Here is a 23,714-nt window from a genome sequence, read left to right as displayed (position 1 = left end):
TGTGTAAAAAGAAGCAACAAGTAATAGCAAACCCAATAAGGAAATAGATCGTGGATAACACCAACAATCAGACCATGACAAAACCTTCCCATTACGATGGCGATTTATGGAATGAAGATTTAGCGCCAACCAACGCGGAAACCAGAACCTGGGTGTGGAAAGACTATGCGGCATTATGGGTTGCGATGGTGGTTTGTGTACCTACTTACCTCTTATCTGCCGGTCTGGTATCAGAAGGCATGAATTGGTATCAAGCGGTTATCACCGTACTGTTGGGCAACATCATCGTGCTTGTACCTATGATGCTAATTGGTCATGCAGGTGCAAAATACGGCTTACCTTTTCCCGTATTATTACGTAGCGCATTTGGCACCAAAGGCGCGAAAATTCCTGCTTTGGCCCGAGGGCTTGTTGCATGTGGCTGGTTTGGAATTAACACATGGGTAGGCGGCAGTGCCATTTACGTTATTTTAAATAGCGTGAGCGGCGACGCATTTGTGGGGCAGGCACTACCATTTTTAGGTATCGATATCACACAAACTCTGTGCTTCTTCGCTTTCTGGGCGATGCATTTGGTTTTTATAAAACACGGCACCGAATCTATTCGTTGGCTTGAAACTTTTGCTGCACCATTTTTGATCTTAATGGGCTTAGCGCTTCTTGGTTGGGCATACGTTAATGCTGGTGGGTTTGGCGAAATGTTGTCAACGCCGTCTCAGTTTGTTGAAGGTGGAGCCAAAGAAGGGCAGTTTTGGACAGCCTTCTTCGCGGGCTTAACCTCCATGGTGGGCTTCTGGGCAACCATGGCGTTGAACATTCCCGATTTCACGCGTTTTGCAAAATCACAAAAAGACCAAATGTTAGGCCAAGCTATTGGTTTGCCGTTACCTATGGCGCTGTTTGCCTTTATCGGTGTAGCGGTAACGTCAGCAACCGTAACCATTTACGGTGAAGCTATTTGGGACCCTGTGGCACTTGCCGGTCGAATGGGCGGCATGGGGGTTGTGTTGGCGCTTGCTGCGTTAGCACTTGCCACGTTAACCACAAATTTAGCCGCTAACATGGTAGCCCCAGCCTATGGTTTTTCGAATATGGCGCCTTCAAAAATAAGCTTCAAAATGGGTGGCTATATAACCGCTGGTATCGGCGTCGCTATCTTCCCCTGGAAGCTGCTTGAAACCGCGGGTGGCTATTTATTTACTTGGCTTACGGGATATTCTGCGCTACTTGGCCCTATCGCGGGTATTCTAATTGCCGACTATTTTATCTTAAGAAAATCGACCTTAAACATAGATGCGCTATTTCAACACACTGGCGAATATTGCGCGAACAACGGTTGGAACATGGCGGGGGTGACTGCACTTGTTATTGGTATTTTGCCTAATATTCCTGGCTTTATGCACGCGGCAGGGTTTGTAGAAAGCGTGCCAGCCGTTTTCGATACGCTTTACGCCTACGCATGGTTTGTAGGGTTAATCATCGCCAGCATGGTTTACCTGCTGCTCTCCAACAGAGCACCCGTCACCATGCAGGCAAAAAGCGCCTCCCCATAATTTCGTATTGCTAGTCGGTTTTGGCTTGCCATTCAGCTAATTGCTTAGCGATTTGTGCTGAGACTCGTTCGTCAACTATTGCGGCGCGTCGATTCATCTCGTGGTGCCACTGGCTGTCTCGTTTAATACGTAAAGGCACTGGCGCATGTCGGTCCAAAGGGCCTGGGTAATAGTATGCGTCAGCAACGTCTGAAAGCTTTTGATTTGTGCCGTCTGCAAATCGTGCTGAAACGCTGGATAAAGGGGAGTTCAATTCATTCTTTTCGTTAAGCAAAACGAGCGTAGGAGTAGAAATGTCAGGTATTGTCGATGTAGAAAAATGGGTCCATATTGTCGCAATATTTAGGTCCTTAAGCTTAGAAGTAAAGGGCACAAACTCATTGATTGCTTCCCCGCGCTTTAACGACACCGGTTGCTTTAATGTATGCATTGCGCCAAACAGAAGAATCGCTTTATCTTTTTGTTCAGCTATCTGCTTCACAGTTTTTTCATAGTTAACAATGCGTGTTTTGGTGAGAGACTGCCATTGCTCTTTGCTCAATCCTTCCCATTTAAACTCTGGTTCAGCTAGAGCTATGCGCACTTTATGGTTTGACGATGCATTGAGTAACCTTAGTGTCTGCACAAAATGTCGGTAATGCTCATATTGCCACGCCATAAAATAAATACTGTCCTGCCACAAAGGCTCTAACTCTTGCAGTGAAACCTTTGTATTGGGGTTAAGCAGATAATCATCCAACTCGGGCTGGTAATGGCTATTACCGAACTCAGTCACAATAACGTTGACACTCTCAAATATATCACGATCAGACAGAGCGTTGATTAAGAGCTCGGTCGGTGCTGCGGAGCCGTGTATATCACCAATTGCCACGATTTGATGTTCGCTTAATAAATGCTTAAAGGTTTGATTTACCTCGTAGTTCCCAGTGTTAGCGATATGAGTTGAAGGCGAAACCTCGTTAGCAAAAGAAGTGTAAGGTAATAACATCGAACACATAACAATGACGAAGTGCGAATAAATCGAGAAAGAGTGGTAGCGCATCATATATATGAAAGAATAGTTTGTTTGTAATTGATTATCATTATTATTTATCGCAAATGAAAGGGGAGGTAAACATAAAACGGACGTTTTTACGCAATTCAATTAAAATAAAGTGATATGAAGGTCATTGGCTTTAAAAAGGTGAATGAGTTGTAAAGTCTGCCGCTTCTCCTTTATTACGGACCAATGTCGAATTGATTCGGCTCGAGTGCTTGCGTATTCTCGACATACTTAATGAAATAACTGCTATAGGTGATAAACGTTGTGTGTGAACTTTTAGGCATGAGTGCGAACACTCCTACTGACCTATGTTTTAGTTTTACCGGGCTGACTCGCCGCGGTGGTGAAACAGGGCCGCATAAAGACGGCTGGGGCGTTGCTTTTTATGAAGGGAAGGGCGTGCGTATGTTTCACGATCCCGAGCCTTGCGCCACATCACCCATCGCAGACTTTGTTTCGAAGTTGCCTATAAAAAGCAAGAATGCGATTTGCCATATTCGTCAGGCTAATGTGGGTAACATTAACTTAGCTAACACGCATCCCTTTACTCGCGAACTGTGGGGGCGATACTGGGTGTTTGCGCACAACGGACAACTACCTAATTTCTCGCGCCGGACGGGTGTTTACGAAGCAGTTGGGGATACCGATAGCGAAGAGCTTTTCTGCGATATTATGAATAACGTTAGGCAAAACCTCCCTCGAGACGCTATGCCTGAGCAGTTAGCTGAAAAGTTAGTTTCACTTGCAAAGGAGTACGCTCAGCAAGGTGTATTCAATTGCTTACTGAGCAATGGCGACTGGTTATTTACCTTCTGTAGTACAAAGTTAGCTAGCATTACCCGCAGAGCACCTTTTGGCCCCGCTTGTTTGAGTGATGTAGAGGTGGAAATTGATTTTGCAGCTGAAACCACGCCAAAAGATGTAGTGAGCATTATTGCTACTGAACCGCTAACAAACGATGAACAGTGGGATATCTACGAACGGGGCGAGTGGAAGTTATGGCAGGAAGGCGAAGTCATAGCCTCGGGTAAAGTGGATGTCCCTGAACACAAAAAAGAAGCCGAAATGGTTGCACCAGATCCATCGCTTCACGACTAATCACGAATTGTGGGGTCAGAGTAACTTTAATTGCCCCGCTCTCAAAAAGCTCGGCGCTGAGTTAGTAACCCAGCGTAATAATGTACTCTGACCCCAATACTCAGGTTAGCTTGATCGATAATGTACTCTGAACCCATTTTTAACCCAATACTTGGGTGATGGCTTGTTTAACTGCTTGGTAGCGGGCGGGTAGAGCGCTGTGGGGTGTTTGAACACTGTATAGGGGCTCGGTTACTTCATTTTTTGCTTTGTAGACAGTAAGTTTGTCGGCAAAAGACACAAAGTCTAGTGTGCTAGTGGGTAGCACAGTGTATCCTAACCCTTCGCTTACCGGCAGCAGAATTTGCGAAAGTTGGTTGATGTAGCCGGTATGAGGTAGCTTATTCGGATTAATGTTGGCTAACTCAGCTTCTCCGCAATCGTTAAAATAGCGCTGCAAGTAGTGCATAGCATCAGGGTGATTAATAAGCCCTAGATGGTTAAGGATGTCTTTTAACGAACTAGCATCATCAGTTTTGCTCTTTGCTTTTCCAGATACGCTTGCTACTTTTGCTCCCGAACCCGAACCCGAACCCGAACCCGAACCCGAACCCGAACCCGAACCCGAACCTGAACCTGAATCCGAAATAAAACCCTGTGCGTTTTCAGATAACTCAGGAATCTGCGCAGCAAGCGCATCAGGTAGGCTACGCGGTAGAATAAGCCCCAATGCTTCTTCGCCTAAATACTCACTATGTATATCTTCGCTCTCTGGCTGGTTTGTCACAATGCCAAGCTCCAGCGTATTGTTCGCAATGCCTGACAAAATAGTACGACGAGGTGCGACTTCCACGTGAATATTAAGCGCGCTATGCTGCTTTTGCAGTGCCAGCAGAGCAGGGTAAATACGCTGAGCAATCGCGCCTGAGCAGGCCACTATGCACTTACCTTCAAAAGGGGCGTCAAACTTTAAGCTGGCAATAAAATCTTGCTCTTTTTCCTGCTTGTCCTTGGCATAGTGGTACACACGCTGGCCCTGTTCAGTTAGCTGAATGCCCTTGCCTAAACGGACGACTAATTCACACTGACATACCTCTTCCAGTTTCTTAAGGTGCTGACTTACGCCTGGCTGCGTCATAAATCGTTGCTCTGCGGTGCGCGTAAAGTTCCCCGTTTCTACTAACGTGATAAAGGTGTCTAGCCAAATAGGGTTTATCATTTTTCTATAATTTAAAATTATTAAATTTAAAAAATATCATAATTTCATGTTTAATCTTTGTCTAGCTACTATGTATGCACATTCACTTAAGCGGTGTTCGAGTTGGCCTTCTTGAAAAGGCCGCCGCTTAAGCCATTTTGATAACTTGCACTACATAGGAGTAAGTGATGACTGAAGCAGTAAAAACACCGTATCCACGTACGTTTTCTCATATTGGAATTTCAGTACCTGACTTAGAAGCTGCCGTGAAATTTTATACCGAAGTACTTGGCTGGTACCTCATCATGAAGCCAACCGAGATTGTTGAAGATGACTCGGCCATTGGTGAAATGTGTACCGATGTATTTGGTCCAGGTTGGGGGAAATTCCGCATTGCTCACCTTTCAACAGGTGATCGTGTTGGTGTTGAAATTTTTGAGTTCAGCAACCAAGAGAACCCAGAAAACAACTTTGAATATTGGAAAACCGGTATCTTTCATTTCTGTGTTCAAGACCCAGATGTAGAAGGCTTGGCTGAAAAGATTGTCGCTGCTGGGGGGAAAAAGAGAATGAAGGCGCCGCGTTATTACTATCCGGGTGAAAAGCCTTACCGCATGATTTACATGGAAGACCCGTTTGGCAACATCCTTGAAATTTATAGCCACAGCTATGAGTTGCATTATGCTAGCGGTGCATACGAATAAGCGTTACTTAATAACGCTTTTTAGGCATTGCGTTAAGCAAATGCATAGCAAGCTTTAAATAAGCGAAAGGCGAGGGCGAAACAAGCAAAAGCTTGTTCAACGCACCTCGCCTTTTTGTTCTTCAACCGCTAATACAACGTGAGGTTTTATCCGAATTGGCCCGAAACATAAGGATTCGTAGCCTTTTCGGTCGCAACCGTTGTGGTTGGCCCGTGACCCGGGTAAATCGTCATATCATCCGGCAGCACCATAATCTTCTGCTTGATCGAGTCGATTAATTGCTGATGGTTACCTTGCGGAAAATCAGTTCTGCCAATAGAGCCTGCGAAAATGACATCCCCAACAATAACCCGATTGCTTGAGCGTTCTACCAATACTACATGTCCAGGCGTATGACCCGGGCAATGCAGCACTTCTAGCGTTAAATTGCCCACTGAAATGGTATCGTTGTCGTTTAACCACTCATTAGGAGCAAATGGCTGGGCCGGTGGAAAGCCAAACATCTGGCTTTGCTGCATAAGTGCATCTAACCAGAATTTATCGCCAATATGCGGCCCAACAATGGGTACACCATAATGCTCTGCGATGGCGACAGTACCACCTACATGATCTAAGTGCCCATGAGTGAGTATAATTTTCTCTATACTCACGCCTTTATTCGATGCGGCTTCAATCAACTTTTCAATGTCGCCGCCCGGGTCGACAAACGCGCCTTTGTTAGTGGATGAGTCCCAAATTAAAGAACAGTTTTGAGCAAAGGGCGTAACGGGTATAACTTGAATTTCCACGGTTTAACCTTTTGTTTCTTTGTTGCTTTGAGCGAAATAAAAAAAATAGAGCAGTGCGCCAACTACCAATTCACCCAGTAAAAATAGCCATGCGTTGGTTGACGACTGTGCAATAGACCATGCGCAAACCGCTAGTGCTACAAAGGGTATCAGACGTCGAAACAGGTTTACAGGGCTGGAAAATTTGCCTTCAGAACCTTTAAGGTAAGCGCCTTTCTCAGAAGTATCTTGCAGCATGCTGCTTTGTGAAGAAGCGCTCTGCAAGGAAGCCCCTTGCAAGGAAGCCCGCTGAGCTTTCATCAGCACCACTACACACACGGCGTAAACCACTAGCCGTGCAAGCACGCTTGAAATAGCCAGCCACACAAAGCTACCGCTAAGTGCCATAGCTCCTGCAAATATTCCCAGTATTGATATGGAAACTGCTGGGGTAGCAAAGGATGTGTGAATCTCGCCTAACTTCTGTCCGAGCTTACCTGGAATAAGTGACTGCTGCGCCATAGAGAACGTAAGCCGAGACGTAGAAATCATATTTGCCAGTAAGTTACCGGCAACCGATACAACGGCGGTAAGCGTCATTATAAGCGCCCCAGTTTCGCCAAATATCATATTGGCGAGTGCGATAAGCGGTGCGCTATCCGGCTCTGCAGGCCCTACTGTGTGCCAATAAAGCCACTGCACGCAAAAGTAAAATATGGCAATACCTGAAACCGTAAGCATTAATGCCCGAGGTATGGTTTTTTTCGGCGAACTGGTCTCGCCGCTTGTGACCACTACCGTTTCAAAACCAATAAAGGCGTAAAGCGTAAGTAGGGCACCAGCAGATATGGTGTCAAACGCCGGTACAACGGTTTCCGAAGAACGTGTTAGCGCAGTAGAAAAATCGAGCTGCCAGTAACCAACCGCAATAAGCGCCACAAAAGGCAGCAGTTTTAGCACCGAGATAGTATCGAGTGAACGCATGGCGGCCTTAAGGCCGACAATATTCACTACGATTAGTGCTGTGGTAAGCGCGATAATAGCGAATGATTTGCCTATTCCCGCATTTAGTTCGGGCCACACATAGCCGGCGTATAGCAATAACACGTGCATGTTGGCGGCAATCGCCGTTGCGCGAGCCAAGTAGTAAATAAAGCCAGTTTGAAACGCCGCTGCGTCGCCAAAGCCTTTCTGGGCGTACACCACAGGTCCACCGGTTTCTTGGTACAGCGCCGCTAGCTGCCCAAAACACCACACAATGGCCAGCATTAGCGCGCCAAAAATCAAAAAGATGTAAGGGCTGAAAGCGCCGAGCTCAGCGGCCATTTTAGCGGGCAAAGCAAAAATACCCGCCCCAATAAGGCCATTTAGCACCAAAAGGGAAGCGCCAATGCCGCCAATCCCTTTGCTTAACAGGCTCTTGTTTTCGCTACTCATTTAGAAAAAACTTCTTCTCCAGCCACATAAGTAGCGTGTACTTCGGTTTTCCAAATGTCTTTGGCATCGATGGTAAAAATATCTTGGTCGACCAAGATAAAGTCTGCCCATTTTCCTGGCGTTAGTGTGCCTAAGGTATCTTCCATGTGCCCTGCGTAGGCTGCATCTAAAGTAAACCCTTTAAAGGCTTGTTCAATGGTTAACGCTTCGTGGGCATACCAACCTTTTACGGGTTGATTGTTTCTGTCTTGTCGCGTAACCGCAGCGTGAAGGCCGTAAAATGGGTTAGCAAGCTCAACAGGGAAATCAGAGCCTAAAGGCAGTGCAATACCTGAATCGAGTAGCGTTTTCCATGCGTAAGCGCCTTTCATACGATCTTTTCCTAAACGATCTTCCGCCATGTTCTTATCGCTGGTGGCGTGAGTAGGCTGCATGGAAGGTAACACCTTTAGCGAAGAAAAGCGGGCTAGGTCGTCAGGCGCAATGACCTGTGCATGCTCAATGCGGTTGCGCAGTTCGCTGCCGCCAATACTCTTAAACGTGGTTTCAAACTCGTTCAGTGCAACATGGTTAGCCTTATCACCAATGGCATGGTAGTTAAGCTGGAAGCCCGCACCAATTACCGTAGTAAACAGTTGGGTCATATCTTCTGGTTGAGTTAACAGCAATCCATGTTGATGCGGCGCATCTGAATAAGGTTCAAGCAATGCTGCGCCTCGGCTACCTAGTGCGCCATCGCCATAAGCTTTAACTGAACGAATATATAAAAAGTCGTCTTTATCGCGAATAGTGCCATTGCCTAGCATGGTGCTTAATTCAGGATCCGTCGCACTCACCATGGCATAAATACGCACAGGCAAGTCACCTTCTACCGCTTCTTTTAAATAGAAATCGTAAACGTCTCTGTCTATGCCAGCATCGTGCATTGACGTAACGCCATTTGCTAGTAAGTGCTCACCTGCTGCATGTAATTGCTGCTCGTAAATAGCGTTGCTTGCTTTAGGCAAGTGCGCTTCTATTAATTGAGATGCATTATCAATGAAAACACCGGTAGGATTACCGTCAGCGTCTTTAATGATTTCGCCCCCTGCAGGCGATGGGGTGTCTTTAGTTATACCCGCAATTTCCATCGCTTTACTGTTCACCCAGGTAGCGTGGCTGTCTACGCGAGCTAGTGCCACAGGTCGGTCAGAAATTACTTTATCTAGATCAGCCGCTGTTGGAAACGCTCTGTCAGACCACAATTCCTGGTTCCAACCGCGCCCGGTAATCCAAGCTTGTTGCCCATTTGCAAAGGCGTATTCGGCAACTGTCTTGGCCGCGTCTTGTGCACTGCTACTTTCTCGCAAATCGACTTCCAACAAGTTTGCGCCTAAGCCAAGCAAATGCCCGTGAGCGTCGATAAGCCCGGGTAGCATGACTTTGCCTTTGCCATCAATAGTGCTATCGACAGGCGTGTTATCTTTGTCGATATCTAATGCAACTACTTTGCCTTCATCAATGACAAGGTTTTTAAACGTAATCAGTTTGCCACTTTCATTTAACGTATAGCCTTTTACGTTCTCGACTAGCGTTGCAGCATCTACCGTAAGCGTGGTGGTCATAGCACCTAACGTTGCCGCTGTTGCAAACGTTGCGGTTAGCAATTTTGAAAGCGAGTGCTTTTTAAATGTCAGTGCCGACAATGTAGAGTTCATAGTGAGTTTCTGCCTTTTTTATTTCTGTTTTATTCTTTGTTCTTATACCGAGTTGTCCAAATTTCGATAGCTGCGCGCTAACAAAACGCTATGCCTCAACACGCTCAGTTTCTTCAAGTTCATCTTCGTCATCAAGGTCAAGGATAGGAGGCTGCAGCAAAAAATCTCTCTCCCAAATCTTAGCCATACTCGCCTGACTTATGTTTCCACCACTCAATATAACAAGAGCCGTTTGCCCAGGCGGGGTGTTGGCAGCCCAAGCCGCTACTGCAGCCATGGTCATCGCACATGTGGGCTCTATGTGAAGCTTTAATAAATGATGTAGCCATTGGGTCCAATAAGCAATTTGCAGCTCGTCCACTTCATAGAAATCATCTATTTCTTGCAATATAGGGAACGTAACATCGCCAACAGAAGGCGTGGCAGCGCCGTCTGCTAAGGTATTTGGTGCATAGTCTAAGGCAATGATCTCACCAGCTTGCAACGACATAGAGGCATCATTCGCCTCGGCAGGCTCAGCGCCAATGACCAATGCATTTGGCTGTAGTGCGCGAGTTGCAAGCAATGAGCCCGACAATAACCCTCCGCCTCCGCAGGGCGCAAAGACAGCATCCACCTCACCAATTTCATTAAGCGCTTCTAACGTTGCCGTGCCTTGTCCTGCCACAATATCTTTGTGGTTAAACGGCGGTATCCAGACAGTGTCTGGTGCTTTTGATGCTTGCTCGACAGCCGCATCTGCTTCTGGACGGGTAGGAAATAGTTTTAATTCAGCACCATAGCTTTGCGTAGCAGCAGCTTTAATCGGCGAAATGGTCTCGCTCGCGAAAATAGTGGCCTTAATACCAAAGTGAGCTGCTGCATAGGCTACCGCCTGTGCATGATTTCCAGAACTATTGGCAACTACATGCTTCGGTAAACGACCTTCCTCTCTCAAGCGGGCTAAAAAATTCATGGCGCCGCGAATTTTGAATGCCCCAATGGTCTGTAAGCACTCCGCTTTAAACAGAATGCGGTTGCCCATCCATTTGTTGAGCAACGAAGATTCAACAATTGGCGTTTTCTTTACGTCGCCTTTTATTCGTTCATAGGCTTGTTTTATATCTTCGAAATTTGGGGAAATACTCATTACGTAACGCTCTTTTCATTTTGAGTTTTTAATGGGTTAGCGCCGACAAGGGCTTTTACGCACTAAAAGGAAATCGGAAGCCTTACAGTGCCAGATACTATTAGATAACGCCAGAGCCTATACCCATAAGACAATTCATATTTATTTCATAAACCTTCTTTAGTATACCGGCGCAAGTTACCGGAGACAGGCACATGTTAAGCAAACACAACCATCGTATTTACGCCTTACCTACGGTTTTGTTTCTTTTTCTCACCTTTTTATTTGTTTCAGCTGGTGTTTTTATCCAAAACGATGAACGCGCTGCATGTATTTCCAAAGCGCAGTCGGTTGCCGAGCAGGTAAAAATTGGTCTTGAAGTTTTCTCAAGCGAACGTTTTCATGCGCTGCATAAGATTGCCAAGCGTATGCAAAGTACTTCTGTACCTGCTGAGAAAATTTGTTTTGAGATTACAGAAACAACAGCGGTAACTAACTTAAGCGCTGCTAAACATTTCATTTCTACACTACGCGATTTGGGGTGTAGCTTTGCCTTAGACGACTTTGGTGCAGGTATGTCCTCGTTCACCTACCTGAAAAACCTAGATGTTGATTACGTTAAGATCGACGGCTCCTTTGTGCGAAATATCGTTCACGATCCTATCGATCATGCTACAGTAACTGCGATAAATAATATCGCGCACAGTATGGGTAAACAGACCGTGGCAGAGTTTGTGGTCGATAACGCGACCGCCGAAGTTTTACGAGAGCTTAAAGTAGATTTCGGTCAAGGCTTTGCTTTGGATAAACCCAAGCCACTGGCGCATAGAGTTCAATGGCGAGTTAAACTTGCCTCTGCCTAAAAGGAAAAGTCATGGGTTTATTTGATACCATCATGGGTAATGCAAGCGAGACTAGCGCTTCAGATGTGCAAGAAGAGCTTACGCCTATACTTGCTGTTAACGAAACCGTTACCTCTGCGTTTAAGCTAGTGCGCGATTTAAGTGTATTCACTAACAAGCGCCTAATCCTTATTGATAAGCAAGGCCTTACCGGGCGCAAAGTGAACTATCACTCTATTCCTTACAAATCGATTACGCAGTTTATCGTTGAGACAGCAGGGCATTTTGATACTGACGCCGAGCTTAAAATTTGGCTGTCGGGCAAAGCCGATCCTATTGAGATTGAGCTAAGTGCATCGTCTGCTCAGGCGGTACAGCAAAACCTAGCAACCCAGATGTTTAGCTAAGCGCAATTGCTTACCTAGATTACGGTTAATAAAAAGAAAGCGGGCAGTGTGAACTGCCCGCTTTTTTAGTTTCTTGCTTTAAGATTCAGACAATCTTTTTGCGAATCATTGCAAATTCATGTCGGAAACATAACCCGCTAAAACCTTAGAAAACCACACTAACACTTGCTGAACAAGTCGTAGTGCCAGCTTCACATACTTGGTAACTGTAAGTAGCACCGCCTTTAGAGCTAAGCGCATCAGTATAAGCGCCATCGTTAGCCGTGGTAGCAATTACAGTGCCGTCGCGATATACGTCAACATTTGATGACGTAGCGTCAGCCCAAGAAAGATCCACACGTTGTGCACCTTTTACTTTATAGCCGGTGGCAGTAAGAGTTAATTCACCTGTGCCACCAGTACCGCCACCGCCAGTACCACCGCCGTTGCCTCCGGCGCAGCCATTTTGCGTAAGGTAAGCATTCATATCAGCCGCTTGGGCGATACCATAACCAAAGAAGTCGTCTTTGCCCGCTGCACCTGCATCCATCGCCGTAGCTTTCAGTGCGCTTCGGATCTCTTCACCTGTACAAGTTGGGTGATTTGACCATACCAGTGCCGCAATACCTGCAACGGCTGGTGTCGCCATTGAAGTACCGCTCATGTAGCCGTAGTCGCTTGCGCCAATAGAGATATCAATGGTAGATGCTGCAACTAATGCGCTTCTATCTTCAAATGCAGCACCTACAGCAGGGATAGATGTATTGTTAGTATCACCTAGGGTGCCGTAAAGCATGCCCGGCTCGTTATTTACAATAACAGCACCAATACCACCTGATAATTCACAGTTGTTAACTTTGTCGTAGAATGACACGCTACCACGGTCGATAACACAAACTTTGCCTGCTGCGCCGGTATCTACTGCGTCGCCTAGACCTAGGAAGTAGGTTGCAGCTGATGCCGTACCGGTATTTTCCATCGCTGATGAAGCAAAGCCGACACCGTCAGCACTCATTGAAGAAAGTGAAGCTCCACCTGCTGGATAGGTAGATAGAGTATCTACACCACCTGCGGTGACTTCTACACAGATGGTCTCGTCGGTAGTAACGCGTTTACCACGACCTGTGGTGCACGACGGATACTGAGAGAAATCAGCAATATTATTATCGGCGTCGTTAGCACCAATCATCATCACAGACGAGTATCCAGCCGGATAAGAACGCACGCTATTACCATCATTACCTGCTGCAGCCACAGCCAGACCGCCTGCCGCAACGAAGTCTTTAAACGCATTTTCTTCTGTAGAGTTTGCACCGCCGCCACCAAGGCTCATGTTGATAATATTGGCACCAGCTTGAGAACAAAGCTGAGCTGCTTGCGCTAGATCTGATGAATAGCCCCAGCCAGAAGCGTTAAATACTTTGATGATGTGCATATCAACACCTGGTGCCATGCCAACTACACCAAAGCCGTTATCGGCGGCGCCGATGGTTCCCGCCACATGCGTGCCGTGTGGGCCGCCATTTTCAAACCAGTTACCTGTGCCAATATCGTTGTCACCGGTAATTGCAGACCAATTAAAATCAGCATTCGAGGAATCTAGCCCCGAGTCGATGACACACACTTTCATGCCTGCGTTGCTATCAAATACAACTTGGTCAGCCTGTGATTGATAAACTGCGTACGGAGTTAATTGAGTTTGCGTTGGGTCGCCAGCGTCATCGTTAAATAAGGCCAGTGGTATACGCTTTTGGTCAGCCTCAACCAGTTTTACATGTGGATTGTTGAGTAAGCCTTTAACGTCATCTAATGACTTACCGCTGAAGGTTGCAGCAATAAAGCCATCGGCATCAACGTGTATTTCTGCACCAGACTGTTTTGCAAGTGCTTTGACAATGCCTTTGGCGTTGTTGTCTACTTGAATAATATAACGGTCGTTGTCTGCAAGAGCGCCGAAGCTTGAAAGTGCCAAACCAGCAGCGATTAAAGAAGGGGTAAATTTATTATTTTTCATAGGTACCACTCTATTTCACCTGTTGTTCATTCCCACCTTTTTGATTGTTTTTGTGTGGTGGGTAAGCAAAATGCTCGTTTTTGAACCTACACTATGAAAAAAAATTTAACAAACCTTGTAGCAAAAAATTATTATAAAGTTTAATAACCAAAAAAAAGGGTATAAAGATAAGTTCTCTTTATACCCTTATATTTCATTTACTTATTGCCACTTAATCGTTCTATTGAAAAAGTTAGTTATCGTTTTATATAAGTGAATGCCCGTTTGCTTACCACGGATGCTGTGTTTCTTGCCCGGGTAATCCATAGTTTCAAATGGAATTGCCAAGTCTTGAAGGTGCTTGTAGAGCATTGTTGAATGGGTAAACAACACGTTGTCATCTGCCATGCCGTGGTAAATCAAAAGGTCGCCCTTCAGATCTTTTGCGTAAGGGAATACTGATGACGCAGTGTAAGCATCGTCATCCGTATTTGGGTTGCCCATGTAGCGTTCAGTGTAGTGGGTATCGTATAGGCGCCAGTCGGTAACCGGCGCACCTGACACGCCCGCTGCGAAGTAATCGCCCGCTTTGAACATGGTCATTAGCGTCATGTAGCCGCCATAGCTGTGGCCATGAACACCAATACGCTCAGCATCAACGAAAGGAAGTGTGCGCAAAAACTCAACGCCTGCAACCTGATCGTCTACTTCAATAAAGCCCATTTTTTTATAAATAGGATCTTCAAAGCCTTTGCCGCGATAATTAGAGCCGCGGTTATCTAGCGTAAATACCACATAACCTTGGTCAACCCAGTGTTGGAATAGCAAACCACGGTTACCCGCCCAACTGTTTGTTACAACCTGTGCGTGCGGGCCGCCGTAAAGGTAAACAATAACAGGGTGCTTCTGTTTAGGATTTTGCTTGGCACTGTCAGGCGTGTAAATTCGATACTTAAGGGTTGCGCCATCTTTTGTAGTGATGTCACCAAACTCAGGTGCCGTCCAGCTATCCATGTAAGCGTGCAGAGGGTGGCCTTCTTCAACTTTATTTTCTTCAAGCCAGGTAATTCGCTCGCCGGTGGCACTATTCAGGCTAACTTGTGCAGGAGAGTTAATGGTTGAGAAACGGTCGATAAAGATTGAGGCATCTTTACTGAATGCCGCGCTGTGATACGCGCCTAGTTCAGTGATACGCGAAATCTCGCCGCCATCTAATGGCACGCTGTAAACATGGCTTTCTAGTGGCGTGTCTTTGCGGCCAGAGAAATACAAACGGTTGTTTGCAGTATCAATAGCTTCAACGCTGTCCACTACCCAGTCGCCTTTGGTTAATTGCTTAACCAGCTTGCCGCTGTTGTTAAATAGGTAAAGGTGTTTAAAACCGTCACGCTCAGACGCCCAAATAAATTGGCCTTTGTCTTTTAGGAAGTAAAGGTCGTTGTGCAGGTTTACCCACGTGTTGCTTGATTCTGTAAGCAGCACGTTTTCTTTTTTACTGTTAAGGTCGAACGCGCGAAGCTCCAGTGTTTGCTGGTCGCGAGTCTGCCACTGGTAGGTAAAGGTGGTGCTATTTGGCATCCACTTACCGCGGGCAAAATAAATGTCTTTGTCTTTACCTAAATCAACCCAGGTGCGATCGCCAGAGTTGATGTCTTGAACAGCAAGTTCCACCAATACGTTTGGCGTACCCGCTTTCGGGTATTTTTGTTCGATAAGTTTGATGTCGTCAGCATAGATTTCAGAACGCGTGATCACATCTACCGGGCTTTCATCAACTTTGGTAAAAGCGATTTTAGTTTCATCTGGCGACCACCAGTATCCGGTCATACGGCCCATTTCTTCTTGCGCCACAAATTCGGCCATACCAAATTTAATGTTGTCGCCACCTTCTTTGGTAATTGCCGTTTCTTTACCCGATTCAATGTGTTTTACATAAAGGTTCTGGTCGCGAATAAAAGAGATGTAGTTACCTTTTGGTGATAATTTAATATCAGTTTCAAAAGCGTCAGTATCTAAAAGTTGCTTCGCCCCTTTTTCGCCCAGCTTGTGATAAAACACATCGCCACCTAATGGGAAAAGTAATGCTTTACCATCGTCCGACCACTGGTAGCTTACAATACCGCTGCCAGATAAACGCATACGCTCGCGTCGCGCTTTCTCTTCATCAGAAAGCACCTCTTCGCCGCTTTGTAGGTCGTTTGAGTCGAAAAGCATGCGAGTTTGGCCACTTTCAATATGGTATTCCCATAGATCTAGGCGCTCGTAGTCGGTTTGCTTACCTTTAAGAAATGTTACCCGTTGACCGTCAGGTGATACTTTTAACGAACGGGGTGCGTTGCCATCGAGTGAAGGAGAAGAGAAAATACGCTCAATAGTGAGCGTTTCAGCGTTTAAAGCAGTAGAGAGCATAGCGGCTCCAATTAAAAGGGCTTTTTTCATTTTTATCTGCATATTTGACTGTCGAAGGTTTGATTGTAGTTATATCAATTTATGATACAAGGTGCGACATATGAAATCCGCAATGGTGCTAGGAGCGACAGGTTTAGTGGGACGAACGCTTGTAAATATGCTGTTACAGGATAGACGGTACAATGAGGTAACCTGCTTAGTCAGAAAACCGCTCTCCTCCAGTATGTTTAACGACCCTCACAATCGCCTAAAACCTGTAGTTATCGACTTCGACAATCTACAGGACTATCAAGGCTACTTTAGCGTAAATCATGTGTACTGTTGTCTGGGCACCACACTTAAAAAGGCGGGATCGAAACAAGCGTTTCGCCGCGTTGATTTTGAATATGTTCATGTTGCCGCACAGCTTACCCGTGCACAGCGCGCAGACAGCTTTGTATGGATATCTTCGGTTGGCGCTGATGCTAAAAGCAGTAACTTTTATTTGCGCGTAAAAGGTGAGCTAGAAAACGCGATCATGCGAATGCCGCAATTACCCCATGCCTCTGCAGTGCGTCCTTCATTACTGTTGGGCGAGCGCGATGAATCTCGAACGTTGGAAGATATAGCGCAGAAAACCGCGCCTATTTGGCAAAGTATTATGAAAGGGCCGCTAAAGAAATACCGCCCCGTTCATGCCGTTGACGTGGCTAGAAACATGATGTCGCTGCAGCGCTGGAAATAAGCGCTCGTAGTAAATGTCACAACGTTAACGTGAAGCACAACCCGACTTGGTATAAAATGCGCGCCTTCTAACGCATTAGGTAATACGACTTTCTTATGTTCCGCTGTAAACAATTCACAGTAGCGCAAGACAAGTGCGCCATGAAAGTGAACACCGACAGCCTGATTTTAGGAAGTTGGGCTGAGCCAGGTCCGGCGACGCATATTCTAGATATTGGAACGGGTAGTGGCATTCTTGCGCTGATGATGGCGCAAAAGTCGGAGCATAGTTTTCATAGTAGTGCCGATGAACAGCGTGTTGACAATCAGAGAGCCGTTCGAATAGATGCGATAGAAATTGATGAAGATGCAACGGCGCAGGCCGCGTTGAATTTTAAAAATTCAAAGTGGGCTAACCAATTATTTGCCCGCTGTTGTGATGTAAATAGTTTTACATCGCCCTATCTGTACGATGTCGTCATTTCAAATCCGCCTTACTTCGATTCGCCCGCCAAACGTTCAAATGCTTACAACCAGCAGAGCCAATCTCGAAATTTGGCAAGACAGACTTTGGCGCTTAGTGCAGAAGAGTTTTTTGAGGTCAGCCAAGAAATGCTTGAATTAAACGGGCATTTGTATTGCGTTTATCCTTTTTCGCTAGAAGCAAGGATAATTCAGATCGCCGCTTCCTATGGCTTGGTGTTGGAAAAGCAGCTTTACGTCAAGCATGAATCTAAAAGCGCTCCTTACCTTTGTGCATTCCACTTTAGAAAACTAGCGTTAACTTCCACACTTTCGCCAATTGAAAATGTCGGGGTAATTACTGAAGAGGCGAGTAAGACGACATTAACGATTAGAGACGCGCAGGGCAATTACACAATTGAATACAAAGCCCTTTGTCAGCCCTTTTACCTTAAATTTTGAATGAGCTTATATAAATGAACATAATCGCAGAAGGCTTTGGCGCGATAGCCGTTGTATTGAATTTTATTGGGTATCGCCAAACCAATGTAGACAGATATTTGCTTATTTCTGCCTTTGCCTTAAGCGCACTTAGCGTGCACTTTTTTATGCTAGACGCTATGGCCGCAGGCATCGGTACTCTACTTGCCAGCGTTCGTAACTTCATTGCTATCAAACACAGAAGCAACGCTATTTTATTTTTCTTTGTTACGGTGAATTTAGGCTTTCTGGCTTATGAATGGTTTGTACTAGATCACAGCTGGATCATTTTCATTGCCTATGCGTCGTCACTTTTTTTTACAGTGGGATCACTGGTTATTCGCAACACACATACTATTAGAAAAGTCTTTCTTCTAGCTGAAACTTTGGGGCTGCTGTACGCCATATCTGTAGGCAGTATTTTTGGCACAGTATTCAACGTAAGCAACTTGATCAGCATTATTAGTAAGCTTCGCAAGCCATAAATATACCGTTCAATACCCTTATCTTATCAATTAGTCTAACTCTCCTCTCTTTTTGCTCAAAAAAGAACGTGTTTTTGCGTTTAGAATACTTGAAATTACTTAACCAAATGGTCAGTTAATTTTCTGTTTTGTTTCTCTATGCCGCGTTTTTAAAGGGGGATACCAAAGTTCAATGGGCTAAAGTTCAATATCATATTCCTAATATAAGCGTATCATTTCCTATCAGTAAGTATGGTTTCAGCAATTTTTCCTCTGAATATGTGGAAGTAAACTCGACGTGTAGTAATGAGGGGAGTATGCGCAGTGAAATTAGTGGAAAATACACAACAATCTAATCAGTCTGACTTGCTTGAGCAATCGTTTCAAAGTGCGATAGACAAAGGCACTGCGGTTAACGTATTTGAGCGCGCAAGGCATTTTCGCAATGCTGTCTCGGCAAGCGAGCAACCTCGTCTAGTTGAGACTCGAACAAGTCTAGAAACTGAAAAACTGTGGAAGAAACGTCTCAACCTGCTACTTGATGCAGAGAATAAACTTATTAAAGTTATACGTTTACGTAAAATTACTGGTATATTTACGGTATTGAGCATGGCTATGTTTTTATTTTCCCTGTATTTAGCACCGTCTATGTCGCCAGTCGTTTTCTATGTTCTAAGTGCGGTCGCCGCTTTCGGAATTGCGACGTACCCAGCGTGGTTCTTAGTATCTAAGAGCGACAGAAAGCGCAGAGATCATATCTCTAGTTTGTTTTACAAGAGCAATCATGAGGTAGAGATCGCAGACGGAAAGATGACCTTAATCAACAGGGCGAACTATGCAAGTGTAACGCACATACACATACTGGATCGCAACGTTGGATCATTCGCAAACACATAAACATCACTACACGTCACACCTTACTGCTGTTCTACTAGTAGCGTCGCTCTTTCTTGGGGCGCTACTTTTGGCTCCGATGGATGCACTCGGGCAACTCCTAGCTTCCATTACTATTCTCATTTTCATATCGCTTTGCAGTAAAGAAGCGAGGCATTCTCAAAAATACCAGAACTTATTCAGAGTACTTGCGCTCGTTCTCGCTATAGCACTTAGCGTGAGGTATTTATTATGGCGTGGTATTTACACGCTCACGTATTCTGATGTGCTTTCAATGATTGCAGTTTGGCTATTGTTTGGCGCAGAAATTTACGCTGGGATAACTTCCGTATTGGGCGCAATCGTGAATGCTTTTCCTTTAAGTCGTCCTCTTCTGACATTGGAAGGCGTAGACAAATCTACGTTGCCGAGCGTTGACGTAATGATCCCAAGTTATAACGAAGATGAAGAGATACTAGAGGTCACAATTCGTGCCGCACAAATGCTGGATTATCCAAAGGATAAGCTTTACATCCATTTGCTTGACGACGGCGGAACAGATCAAAAAATCAATGCAGATAATCCGGTTTCAGCGGCCTCAGCAAAGCAGCGAAGACAGGACCTCCAAGCGCTTTGTTCGCGCCTTGGTGTTACGTATCACACGCGTGAAAAAAATGAATTCGCCAAGGCGGGTAATGTTAATAGCGCAATACAAAACACTACGGGTGATTTAATTGTAATTCTTGACGCAGATCATGTGCCCACTTCAGATTTTCTAGATAGAACTGTTCCTTGGATGCTTAGAAATGAAAAAGTGTTCTTGGTCCAAACCCCTCATTTTATGGCTAATCCCGATCCTGTAGAGCGAAACTATTTCTCGGCATTTACCCGTATGCCGTCTGAAAATGACATGTTCTATGGCACCATCCAAAAGGGGCTAGATTATTGGGGGAGCTCATTCTTTTGCGGTTCAGCTGCTTTAATGCGAAGGAAGCATCTTGACTTGGTGGGTGGGATCTCGGGCGATTCTATTACAGAGGATGCGGAAACTGCGCTTGATTTGCATAAAATGGGCTATGAATCAGTATATGTTGATCGGCCAATGGTAAGCGGACTCGCCCCTGAAACATTTGATGCATTCATTCAGCAACGTATGCGTTGGGCGCAGGGAATGACGCAAATTTTATTACTAAAAAAACCATTCAAAGCGGAAGGCCTGAAATGGTACCAGCGGGTGGGTTACATGAGTTCAATCATGTTTTGGCTGTTTCCTTTCGCCCGTATTATTTTCTTGCTAATGCCGCTGGCATACTTGGTTTTTGGGCTTCAGGTGTATCACGCGTCATTACTTGAAATTTTTGCCTTCACTATACCTCACGTTATCGCTACCTACATGATATCAACCATGCTTTTTGGTCGAACGCGGTGGCCGTTGGTCTCAGAATTATATGAAATATTACAATGTGCTTTTACGTTGAATGCCTTGGTAAAAGTCTTCCTAAAACCTCGTGCTCCTTCTTTCGTTGTAACGCCCAAAGGAGAAAGTCTGGAAAAGACATTTGTGTCGCCACTTTCAACCGTCTTTTATTGGCTTATTCTGGTCATCACTTTCGCACTAGGCTCTGGTGTTTATAAATTTATCACTGAGCCGATCACCCGAGAATTAACTGTAGTGGTAATGCTTTGGAACGTGTTCAATTTAATATTACTGCTGTCTGTACTCAGTGTATTATTAGAAAGAAAGCAAGTTCGTAGCCAGGCACGCTTGCCCGCTACCAATAGTGTGGTTATCAAGAGTGAGAACGGTCAAGGATGGGTGGGTGATTTAGTAGACATGTCGCTTGGCGGGGCTCGGCTTCGATTAAAGGGAGAAGGCGCTTACGTGCCCGAGGGGGCGATATTAACCTCATGGAGCCACGCACTAAGTAGAAACGTACATATTCCTATAAATGTGCTGCATTACGATAGTAAGTCAAAAATGCTCCGTGTACGCTTTATGCCTCAAACCGAAGAACAGGAAAACGAAGTCGTCGCTTATTCACTGTGCGATAGTCTGCGCTGGATGTCGTTTCAACGAAGAAGAACTAGAGCTATTTCTTACTGGTTCGGCGCAAAACATGTATTGAAAGTTGGGTTAAAGCCTGTTTTATTGCATTTGCTTGTATTGATTGGGAAATTCGCTATGAAATTAGGCTTGCTTGTTAAACTGCCAAAGGAAAAACAATGATAAAAAAATACCTTTTGTTTATCGTGTGCTTGTGCATGCCTTTTACCCTGGCGGCGCAAACCGACACGTACCGATTAACTGACTTCTTTGGCGGTGAAAGTACCGTGCGGTTGTTGGGAAAATCCGCCTCTATTGATATATCAATCCCCCTGAGCTCAGTCACTGATGTAGATAGCGCGTTATTAACATTAGAAGTGGTTAGCTCGCAGGCGTTAATCAAAAAGCGTTCTAAGCTGTATGTGAGATTTAATAATGCGACCATTGGACAGATTGCGTTCGACCCAGACAGACCTTCTCTCGTATCTGAAATTGCGATCCCTACTTCATTATGGCGAGCCGGGTTTAACTCTCTGACACTAGCGGTAAGTCAGCACTACGCCGAGCAATGTGTTGACGGCAGTGCACCTGAGTTGTGGAGCGAAATTAATGCATACAATTCAACGCTAAAAATTGCGACGTCGGTGAATGAAAAGCGCTTCACATTAGATGAGCTGAGCGGATTCTTTAATCCAGGAATTGGCGGACAGCGAAACGTTCAGCTTTACACGGCGCGAGAAGCTGATGAGCAAATTAAATATCAGACACTTCCCATTGTTGCGCAAGCCCTGTCTCTTAGGAATCAATATCAGCCGCTTATTATCGAGCATGACAGCTTTGATGATGGTTACGTTTTGCCCCAGCTAGAAGACACAGAAAATAGTTTTTGGAACGACCAAAATGTTGCTCGCTACGAGCGTGCTGCGTGGTATTTGAAAGCCAAGCAAAAGCAGCCTGTTCATATTCTAGTTGGTACAGTCGACGCGTTATCACCTGTGCTATCTGACGAAGTGATTAACGACATTGATGGCGCGTTTCTAAAAGCACAGCGCACCCCAGCGTTCGTTAAGGACAGCAAGGTTATTGTACCGGCTAGCTACCGCCTTATTGTCAGCGGTACTACGCAAGATGAAGTACTTGAAGCAGCGAAAGCCTTGGCGGTAATGGACGATGCGATTAACCCTATTTCACAAGTCACCGTACTTTCACAGTCACAAATGCAGGCGGAAACGCTGCAGCGTCATCGCATTCTAAACCCTGACAATCACTACACATTCCAAGACTTTGGTGTGGCGACCACTCAATTTAGGGATGAGGGGAACTTCACCAAACGGGTGTCATTCAGATTGCCTGCAGATTTTTATGTACCTGAGAACGCGAGCGTGAGCTTGCTCTTAGACTTTGGATATGGCGCAGGTTTTGGGCCAGGGTCGGTTATGAATGTAAGCGTGAATGACGAACTTGTACACGGTTTGTCTCTTAATAATATTAACGGACAATCCTACCGAGACTATCAGCTAAGAATACCTGCACGGTTCTTCAAAGGCGGGACGAATAATTTAGACTTTGCGGTAACCATGAGAGCGCCATTGGCAGGCGTGCCGTGTGATGATATACCTGGTTCCCACCTCGTATTCCAACTTGATGATTCTTCGGCTATAAAGCTCCCTGATGCAGGAAACGTGGCAGTTCAGCCCAGCCTTGTTTTGCTTTCAGAAACGGCTTACCCGTTTGTGCGCTTTAAGTCAGCCCCAACGTCAACCATTGCGATTCCTTCAGATGACTACTTAGATACAGCGTTGACTCTTTCAGCAAAATTAGCGCAAGTAGCTCAAGTGCCTTTACTAAATGTGAAAATAGCAACTGGAAACGACATTACAACCGAAGGTTCTGTGTTTGTTCTAGGCACCCCTGAAAGCTTAACGAATATTGAGCAGGCTGAATTCAGTACGGCCATTGAGGCCACGAAACGCTGGTCTTATCGGTTACAGAACAATCTTTACAATCGCGTAAGAAACCTGACTGACGATCAGTCTTTCAAAGAAATGCGTGTAGACGGCCATACCGTTCAAGAAAGCGACTTAGGCGAGCAAGCTGTGCTTACTGCACAGGTAAACCCAGTTTCGTCACAAACCGATACCTTGTTCATTATTGCAGCACAGACGCCAGAACTTCTTCAAGCTAGAGTCGAGGACCTGGTTAGTTTGTCGATGTGGGGGCAGATGGCAGGAGATTTCTTCGCATGGAAAGATGGTCTTTCGCCATCACTCATCATGCAGGTAAGCGATAAATATGAAGTGGGTGAAGCCGACGACAGCTGGCTGCATTTACGACTATGGCTGTCTAACAACCCGTGGTATTGGTTAATCGGCTTTGTATTTGTGGTATTTGTTGTCAGCCTGCTTATCTATTTGTTGCTTAAACGCAGAAATAAACAAGTACAAGACTCATGGTAAATCTGCATTACGCAACAAGG

General features: G+C 45.4%; 19 protein-coding genes. 11 read left to right on the top strand and 8 right to left on the bottom strand.

Translation table 11 applies throughout. From position 1 onward, the window contains the following. The first annotated feature begins 50 nt into the window (after nt 1-50). The gene (locus RJ41_RS01215) at nt 51-1,553 is read left to right on the top strand and encodes an NCS1 family nucleobase:cation symporter-1 (protein WP_039216371.1); all 1,503 of its coding nucleotides are present in this window, start codon (nt 51-53) and stop codon (nt 1,551-1,553) included. Between the two features lie 10 nt (nt 1,554-1,563). On the opposite strand, the gene RJ41_RS01210 is transcribed toward RJ41_RS01215, so the two are convergent. Beyond that, nucleotides 1,564-2,541 carry a hypothetical protein gene (locus RJ41_RS01210; RefSeq protein ID WP_240485704.1) on the bottom strand — a complete coding sequence of 326 codons (978 nt, stop codon included), beginning with the start codon at nt 2,539-2,541 and terminating at the stop codon, nt 1,564-1,566. A gap of 318 nt (nt 2,542-2,859) precedes the next feature. Between RJ41_RS01210 and RJ41_RS01205 the strand changes: the two genes are divergently transcribed. Next, nucleotides 2,860-3,693, top strand: coding sequence for a class II glutamine amidotransferase (locus tag RJ41_RS01205; RefSeq protein WP_039216369.1), 834 nt, complete (start codon nt 2,860-2,862; stop codon nt 3,691-3,693). Nucleotides 3,694-3,832: 139 nt separating this feature from the next. Here RJ41_RS01205 and RJ41_RS01200 read toward each other — a convergent pair whose 3' ends face one another. Continuing rightward, the gene (locus RJ41_RS01200) at nt 3,833-4,891 is read right to left on the bottom strand and encodes a LysR family transcriptional regulator (RefSeq protein ID WP_039216368.1); all 1,059 of its coding nucleotides are present in this window, start codon (nt 4,889-4,891) and stop codon (nt 3,833-3,835) included. A 167-nt stretch (nt 4,892-5,058) separates the two neighbouring features. Here RJ41_RS01200 and RJ41_RS01195 point away from each other — a divergent pair, with 167 nt between their 5' ends. Then, nucleotides 5,059-5,574 (top strand): lactoylglutathione lyase family protein, encoded by a 516-nt coding sequence (locus tag RJ41_RS01195; RefSeq protein ID WP_014950763.1) that lies wholly within the window; start codon nt 5,059-5,061, stop codon nt 5,572-5,574. Between the two features lie 146 nt (nt 5,575-5,720). Here RJ41_RS01195 and RJ41_RS01190 read toward each other — a convergent pair whose 3' ends face one another. The 4 genes from RJ41_RS01190 to RJ41_RS01175 form a co-directional block, all read right to left on the bottom strand. Beyond that, nucleotides 5,721-6,362, bottom strand: a complete 642-nt coding sequence (locus tag RJ41_RS01190; protein WP_039216367.1) for an MBL fold metallo-hydrolase — start codon at nt 6,360-6,362, stop codon at nt 5,721-5,723. 3 nt (nt 6,363-6,365) lie between these two features. After that, complete coding sequence (locus RJ41_RS01185) at nt 6,366-7,778, bottom strand: APC family permease (RefSeq protein ID WP_039216366.1); 1,413 nt, start codon at nt 7,776-7,778, stop codon at nt 6,366-6,368. Beyond that, on the bottom strand, nt 7,775-9,475 hold the full coding sequence (locus RJ41_RS01180; protein WP_039216365.1) for an amidohydrolase: 1,701 nt from the start codon (nt 9,473-9,475) through the stop codon (nt 7,775-7,777). Before RJ41_RS01180 ends, RJ41_RS01185 begins: the two co-directional genes overlap by 4 nt. An 88-nt stretch (nt 9,476-9,563) precedes the next feature. Further along, nucleotides 9,564-10,604, bottom strand: coding sequence for a serine/threonine dehydratase (locus RJ41_RS01175; protein ID WP_039216364.1), 1,041 nt, complete (start codon nt 10,602-10,604; stop codon nt 9,564-9,566). A 194-nt stretch (nt 10,605-10,798) separates the two neighbouring features. On the opposite strand from RJ41_RS01175, the gene RJ41_RS01170 reads away from it, so the two are divergent. Together RJ41_RS01170 and RJ41_RS01165 are read left to right on the top strand one after the other, a co-directional pair. Further along, a complete protein-coding gene (locus RJ41_RS01170) occupies nt 10,799-11,446 on the top strand; it encodes an EAL domain-containing protein (RefSeq protein ID WP_039216363.1) in 648 nt (215 codons plus the stop codon). An 11-nt stretch (nt 11,447-11,457) separates the two neighbouring features. Further along, nucleotides 11,458-11,832 carry a PH domain-containing protein gene (locus RJ41_RS01165; RefSeq protein WP_039216362.1) on the top strand — a complete coding sequence of 125 codons (375 nt, stop codon included), beginning with the start codon at nt 11,458-11,460 and terminating at the stop codon, nt 11,830-11,832. A gap of 145 nt (nt 11,833-11,977) precedes the next feature. Here RJ41_RS01165 and RJ41_RS01160 read toward each other — a convergent pair whose 3' ends face one another. Next, complete coding sequence (locus tag RJ41_RS01160) at nt 11,978-13,825, bottom strand: S8 family serine peptidase (RefSeq protein ID WP_039216361.1); 1,848 nt, start codon at nt 13,823-13,825, stop codon at nt 11,978-11,980. Nucleotides 13,826-14,026: 201 nt separating this feature from the next. After that, the gene (locus tag RJ41_RS01155) at nt 14,027-16,243 is read right to left on the bottom strand and encodes a S9 family peptidase (RefSeq protein ID WP_039216360.1); all 2,217 of its coding nucleotides are present in this window, start codon (nt 16,241-16,243) and stop codon (nt 14,027-14,029) included. Nucleotides 16,244-16,313: 70 nt separating this feature from the next. Between RJ41_RS01155 and RJ41_RS01150 the strand changes: the two genes are divergently transcribed. From RJ41_RS01150 to RJ41_RS01125, 6 genes are all read left to right on the top strand, one after another. Next, a complete protein-coding gene (locus tag RJ41_RS01150) occupies nt 16,314-16,937 on the top strand; it encodes an NAD(P)H-binding protein (protein WP_014980341.1) in 624 nt (207 codons plus the stop codon). Between the two features lie 140 nt (nt 16,938-17,077). Then, nucleotides 17,078-17,839, top strand: coding sequence for a tRNA1(Val) (adenine(37)-N6)-methyltransferase (locus RJ41_RS01145; protein WP_039216426.1), 762 nt, complete (start codon nt 17,078-17,080; stop codon nt 17,837-17,839). Nucleotides 17,840-17,853: 14 nt separating this feature from the next. Continuing rightward, nucleotides 17,854-18,342: a YgjV family protein gene (locus RJ41_RS01140; RefSeq protein WP_039216359.1), complete on the top strand. Its 489-nt coding sequence runs from the start codon at nt 17,854-17,856 to the stop codon at nt 18,340-18,342. Nucleotides 18,343-18,645: 303 nt separating this feature from the next. Next, the gene (locus tag RJ41_RS01135; RefSeq protein WP_039216425.1) at nt 18,646-19,218 is read left to right on the top strand and encodes a hypothetical protein; all 573 of its coding nucleotides are present in this window, start codon (nt 18,646-18,648) and stop codon (nt 19,216-19,218) included. Continuing rightward, nucleotides 19,196-21,421, top strand: a complete 2,226-nt coding sequence (gene bcsA, locus RJ41_RS01130; RefSeq protein ID WP_039216358.1) for a UDP-forming cellulose synthase catalytic subunit — start codon at nt 19,196-19,198, stop codon at nt 21,419-21,421. The genes RJ41_RS01135 and bcsA overlap by 23 nt, the downstream gene beginning before the upstream one ends. Further along, nucleotides 21,418-23,694 (top strand): cellulose biosynthesis cyclic di-GMP-binding regulatory protein BcsB, encoded by a 2,277-nt coding sequence (locus RJ41_RS01125; RefSeq protein ID WP_039216357.1) that lies wholly within the window; start codon nt 21,418-21,420, stop codon nt 23,692-23,694. The genes bcsA and RJ41_RS01125 overlap by 4 nt, the downstream gene beginning before the upstream one ends. Nucleotides 23,695-23,714 lie beyond the last annotated feature (20 nt).

This window comes from Alteromonas marina (assembly GCF_000808575.1).
GTDB lineage: Bacteria > Pseudomonadota > Gammaproteobacteria > Enterobacterales > Alteromonadaceae > Alteromonas > Alteromonas marina_A.
Note: the sequence above shows the minus strand (reverse complement) of the source record. Positions and strands in the feature narration are given on the sequence as shown.

Bases quoted from the DNA above. Each gene is read 5' to 3' on its own strand.
- RJ41_RS01210 (WP_240485704.1), bottom strand. From the start codon at position 2,541: ATGTTATTACCTTACACTTCTTTTGCTAACGAGGTTTCGCCTTCAACT.
- RJ41_RS01200 (WP_039216368.1), bottom strand. From the start codon at position 4,891: ATGATAAACCCTATTTGGCTAGACACCTTTATCACGTTAGTAGAAACG.
- RJ41_RS01195 (WP_014950763.1), top strand. From the start codon at position 5,059: ATGACTGAAGCAGTAAAAACACCGTATCCACGTACGTTTTCTCATATT.
- RJ41_RS01185 (WP_039216366.1), bottom strand. From the start codon at position 7,778: ATGAGTAGCGAAAACAAGAGCCTGTTAAGCAAAGGGATTGGCGGCATT.
- RJ41_RS01180 (WP_039216365.1), bottom strand. From the start codon at position 9,475: ATGAACTCTACATTGTCGGCACTGACATTTAAAAAGCACTCGCTTTCA.
- RJ41_RS01175 (WP_039216364.1), bottom strand. From the start codon at position 10,604: ATGAGTATTTCCCCAAATTTCGAAGATATAAAACAAGCCTATGAACGA.
- RJ41_RS01170 (WP_039216363.1), top strand. From the start codon at position 10,799: ATGTTAAGCAAACACAACCATCGTATTTACGCCTTACCTACGGTTTTG.
- RJ41_RS01165 (WP_039216362.1), top strand. From the start codon at position 11,458: ATGGGTTTATTTGATACCATCATGGGTAATGCAAGCGAGACTAGCGCT.
- RJ41_RS01160 (WP_039216361.1), bottom strand. From the start codon at position 13,825: ATGAAAAATAATAAATTTACCCCTTCTTTAATCGCTGCTGGTTTGGCA.
- RJ41_RS01155 (WP_039216360.1), bottom strand. From the start codon at position 16,243: ATGAAAAAAGCCCTTTTAATTGGAGCCGCTATGCTCTCTACTGCTTTA.
- RJ41_RS01150 (WP_014980341.1), top strand. From the start codon at position 16,314: ATGAAATCCGCAATGGTGCTAGGAGCGACAGGTTTAGTGGGACGAACG.
- RJ41_RS01145 (WP_039216426.1), top strand. From the start codon at position 17,078: ATGAAAGTGAACACCGACAGCCTGATTTTAGGAAGTTGGGCTGAGCCA.
- RJ41_RS01140 (WP_039216359.1), top strand. From the start codon at position 17,854: ATGAACATAATCGCAGAAGGCTTTGGCGCGATAGCCGTTGTATTGAAT.
- RJ41_RS01125 (WP_039216357.1), top strand. From the start codon at position 21,418: ATGATAAAAAAATACCTTTTGTTTATCGTGTGCTTGTGCATGCCTTTT.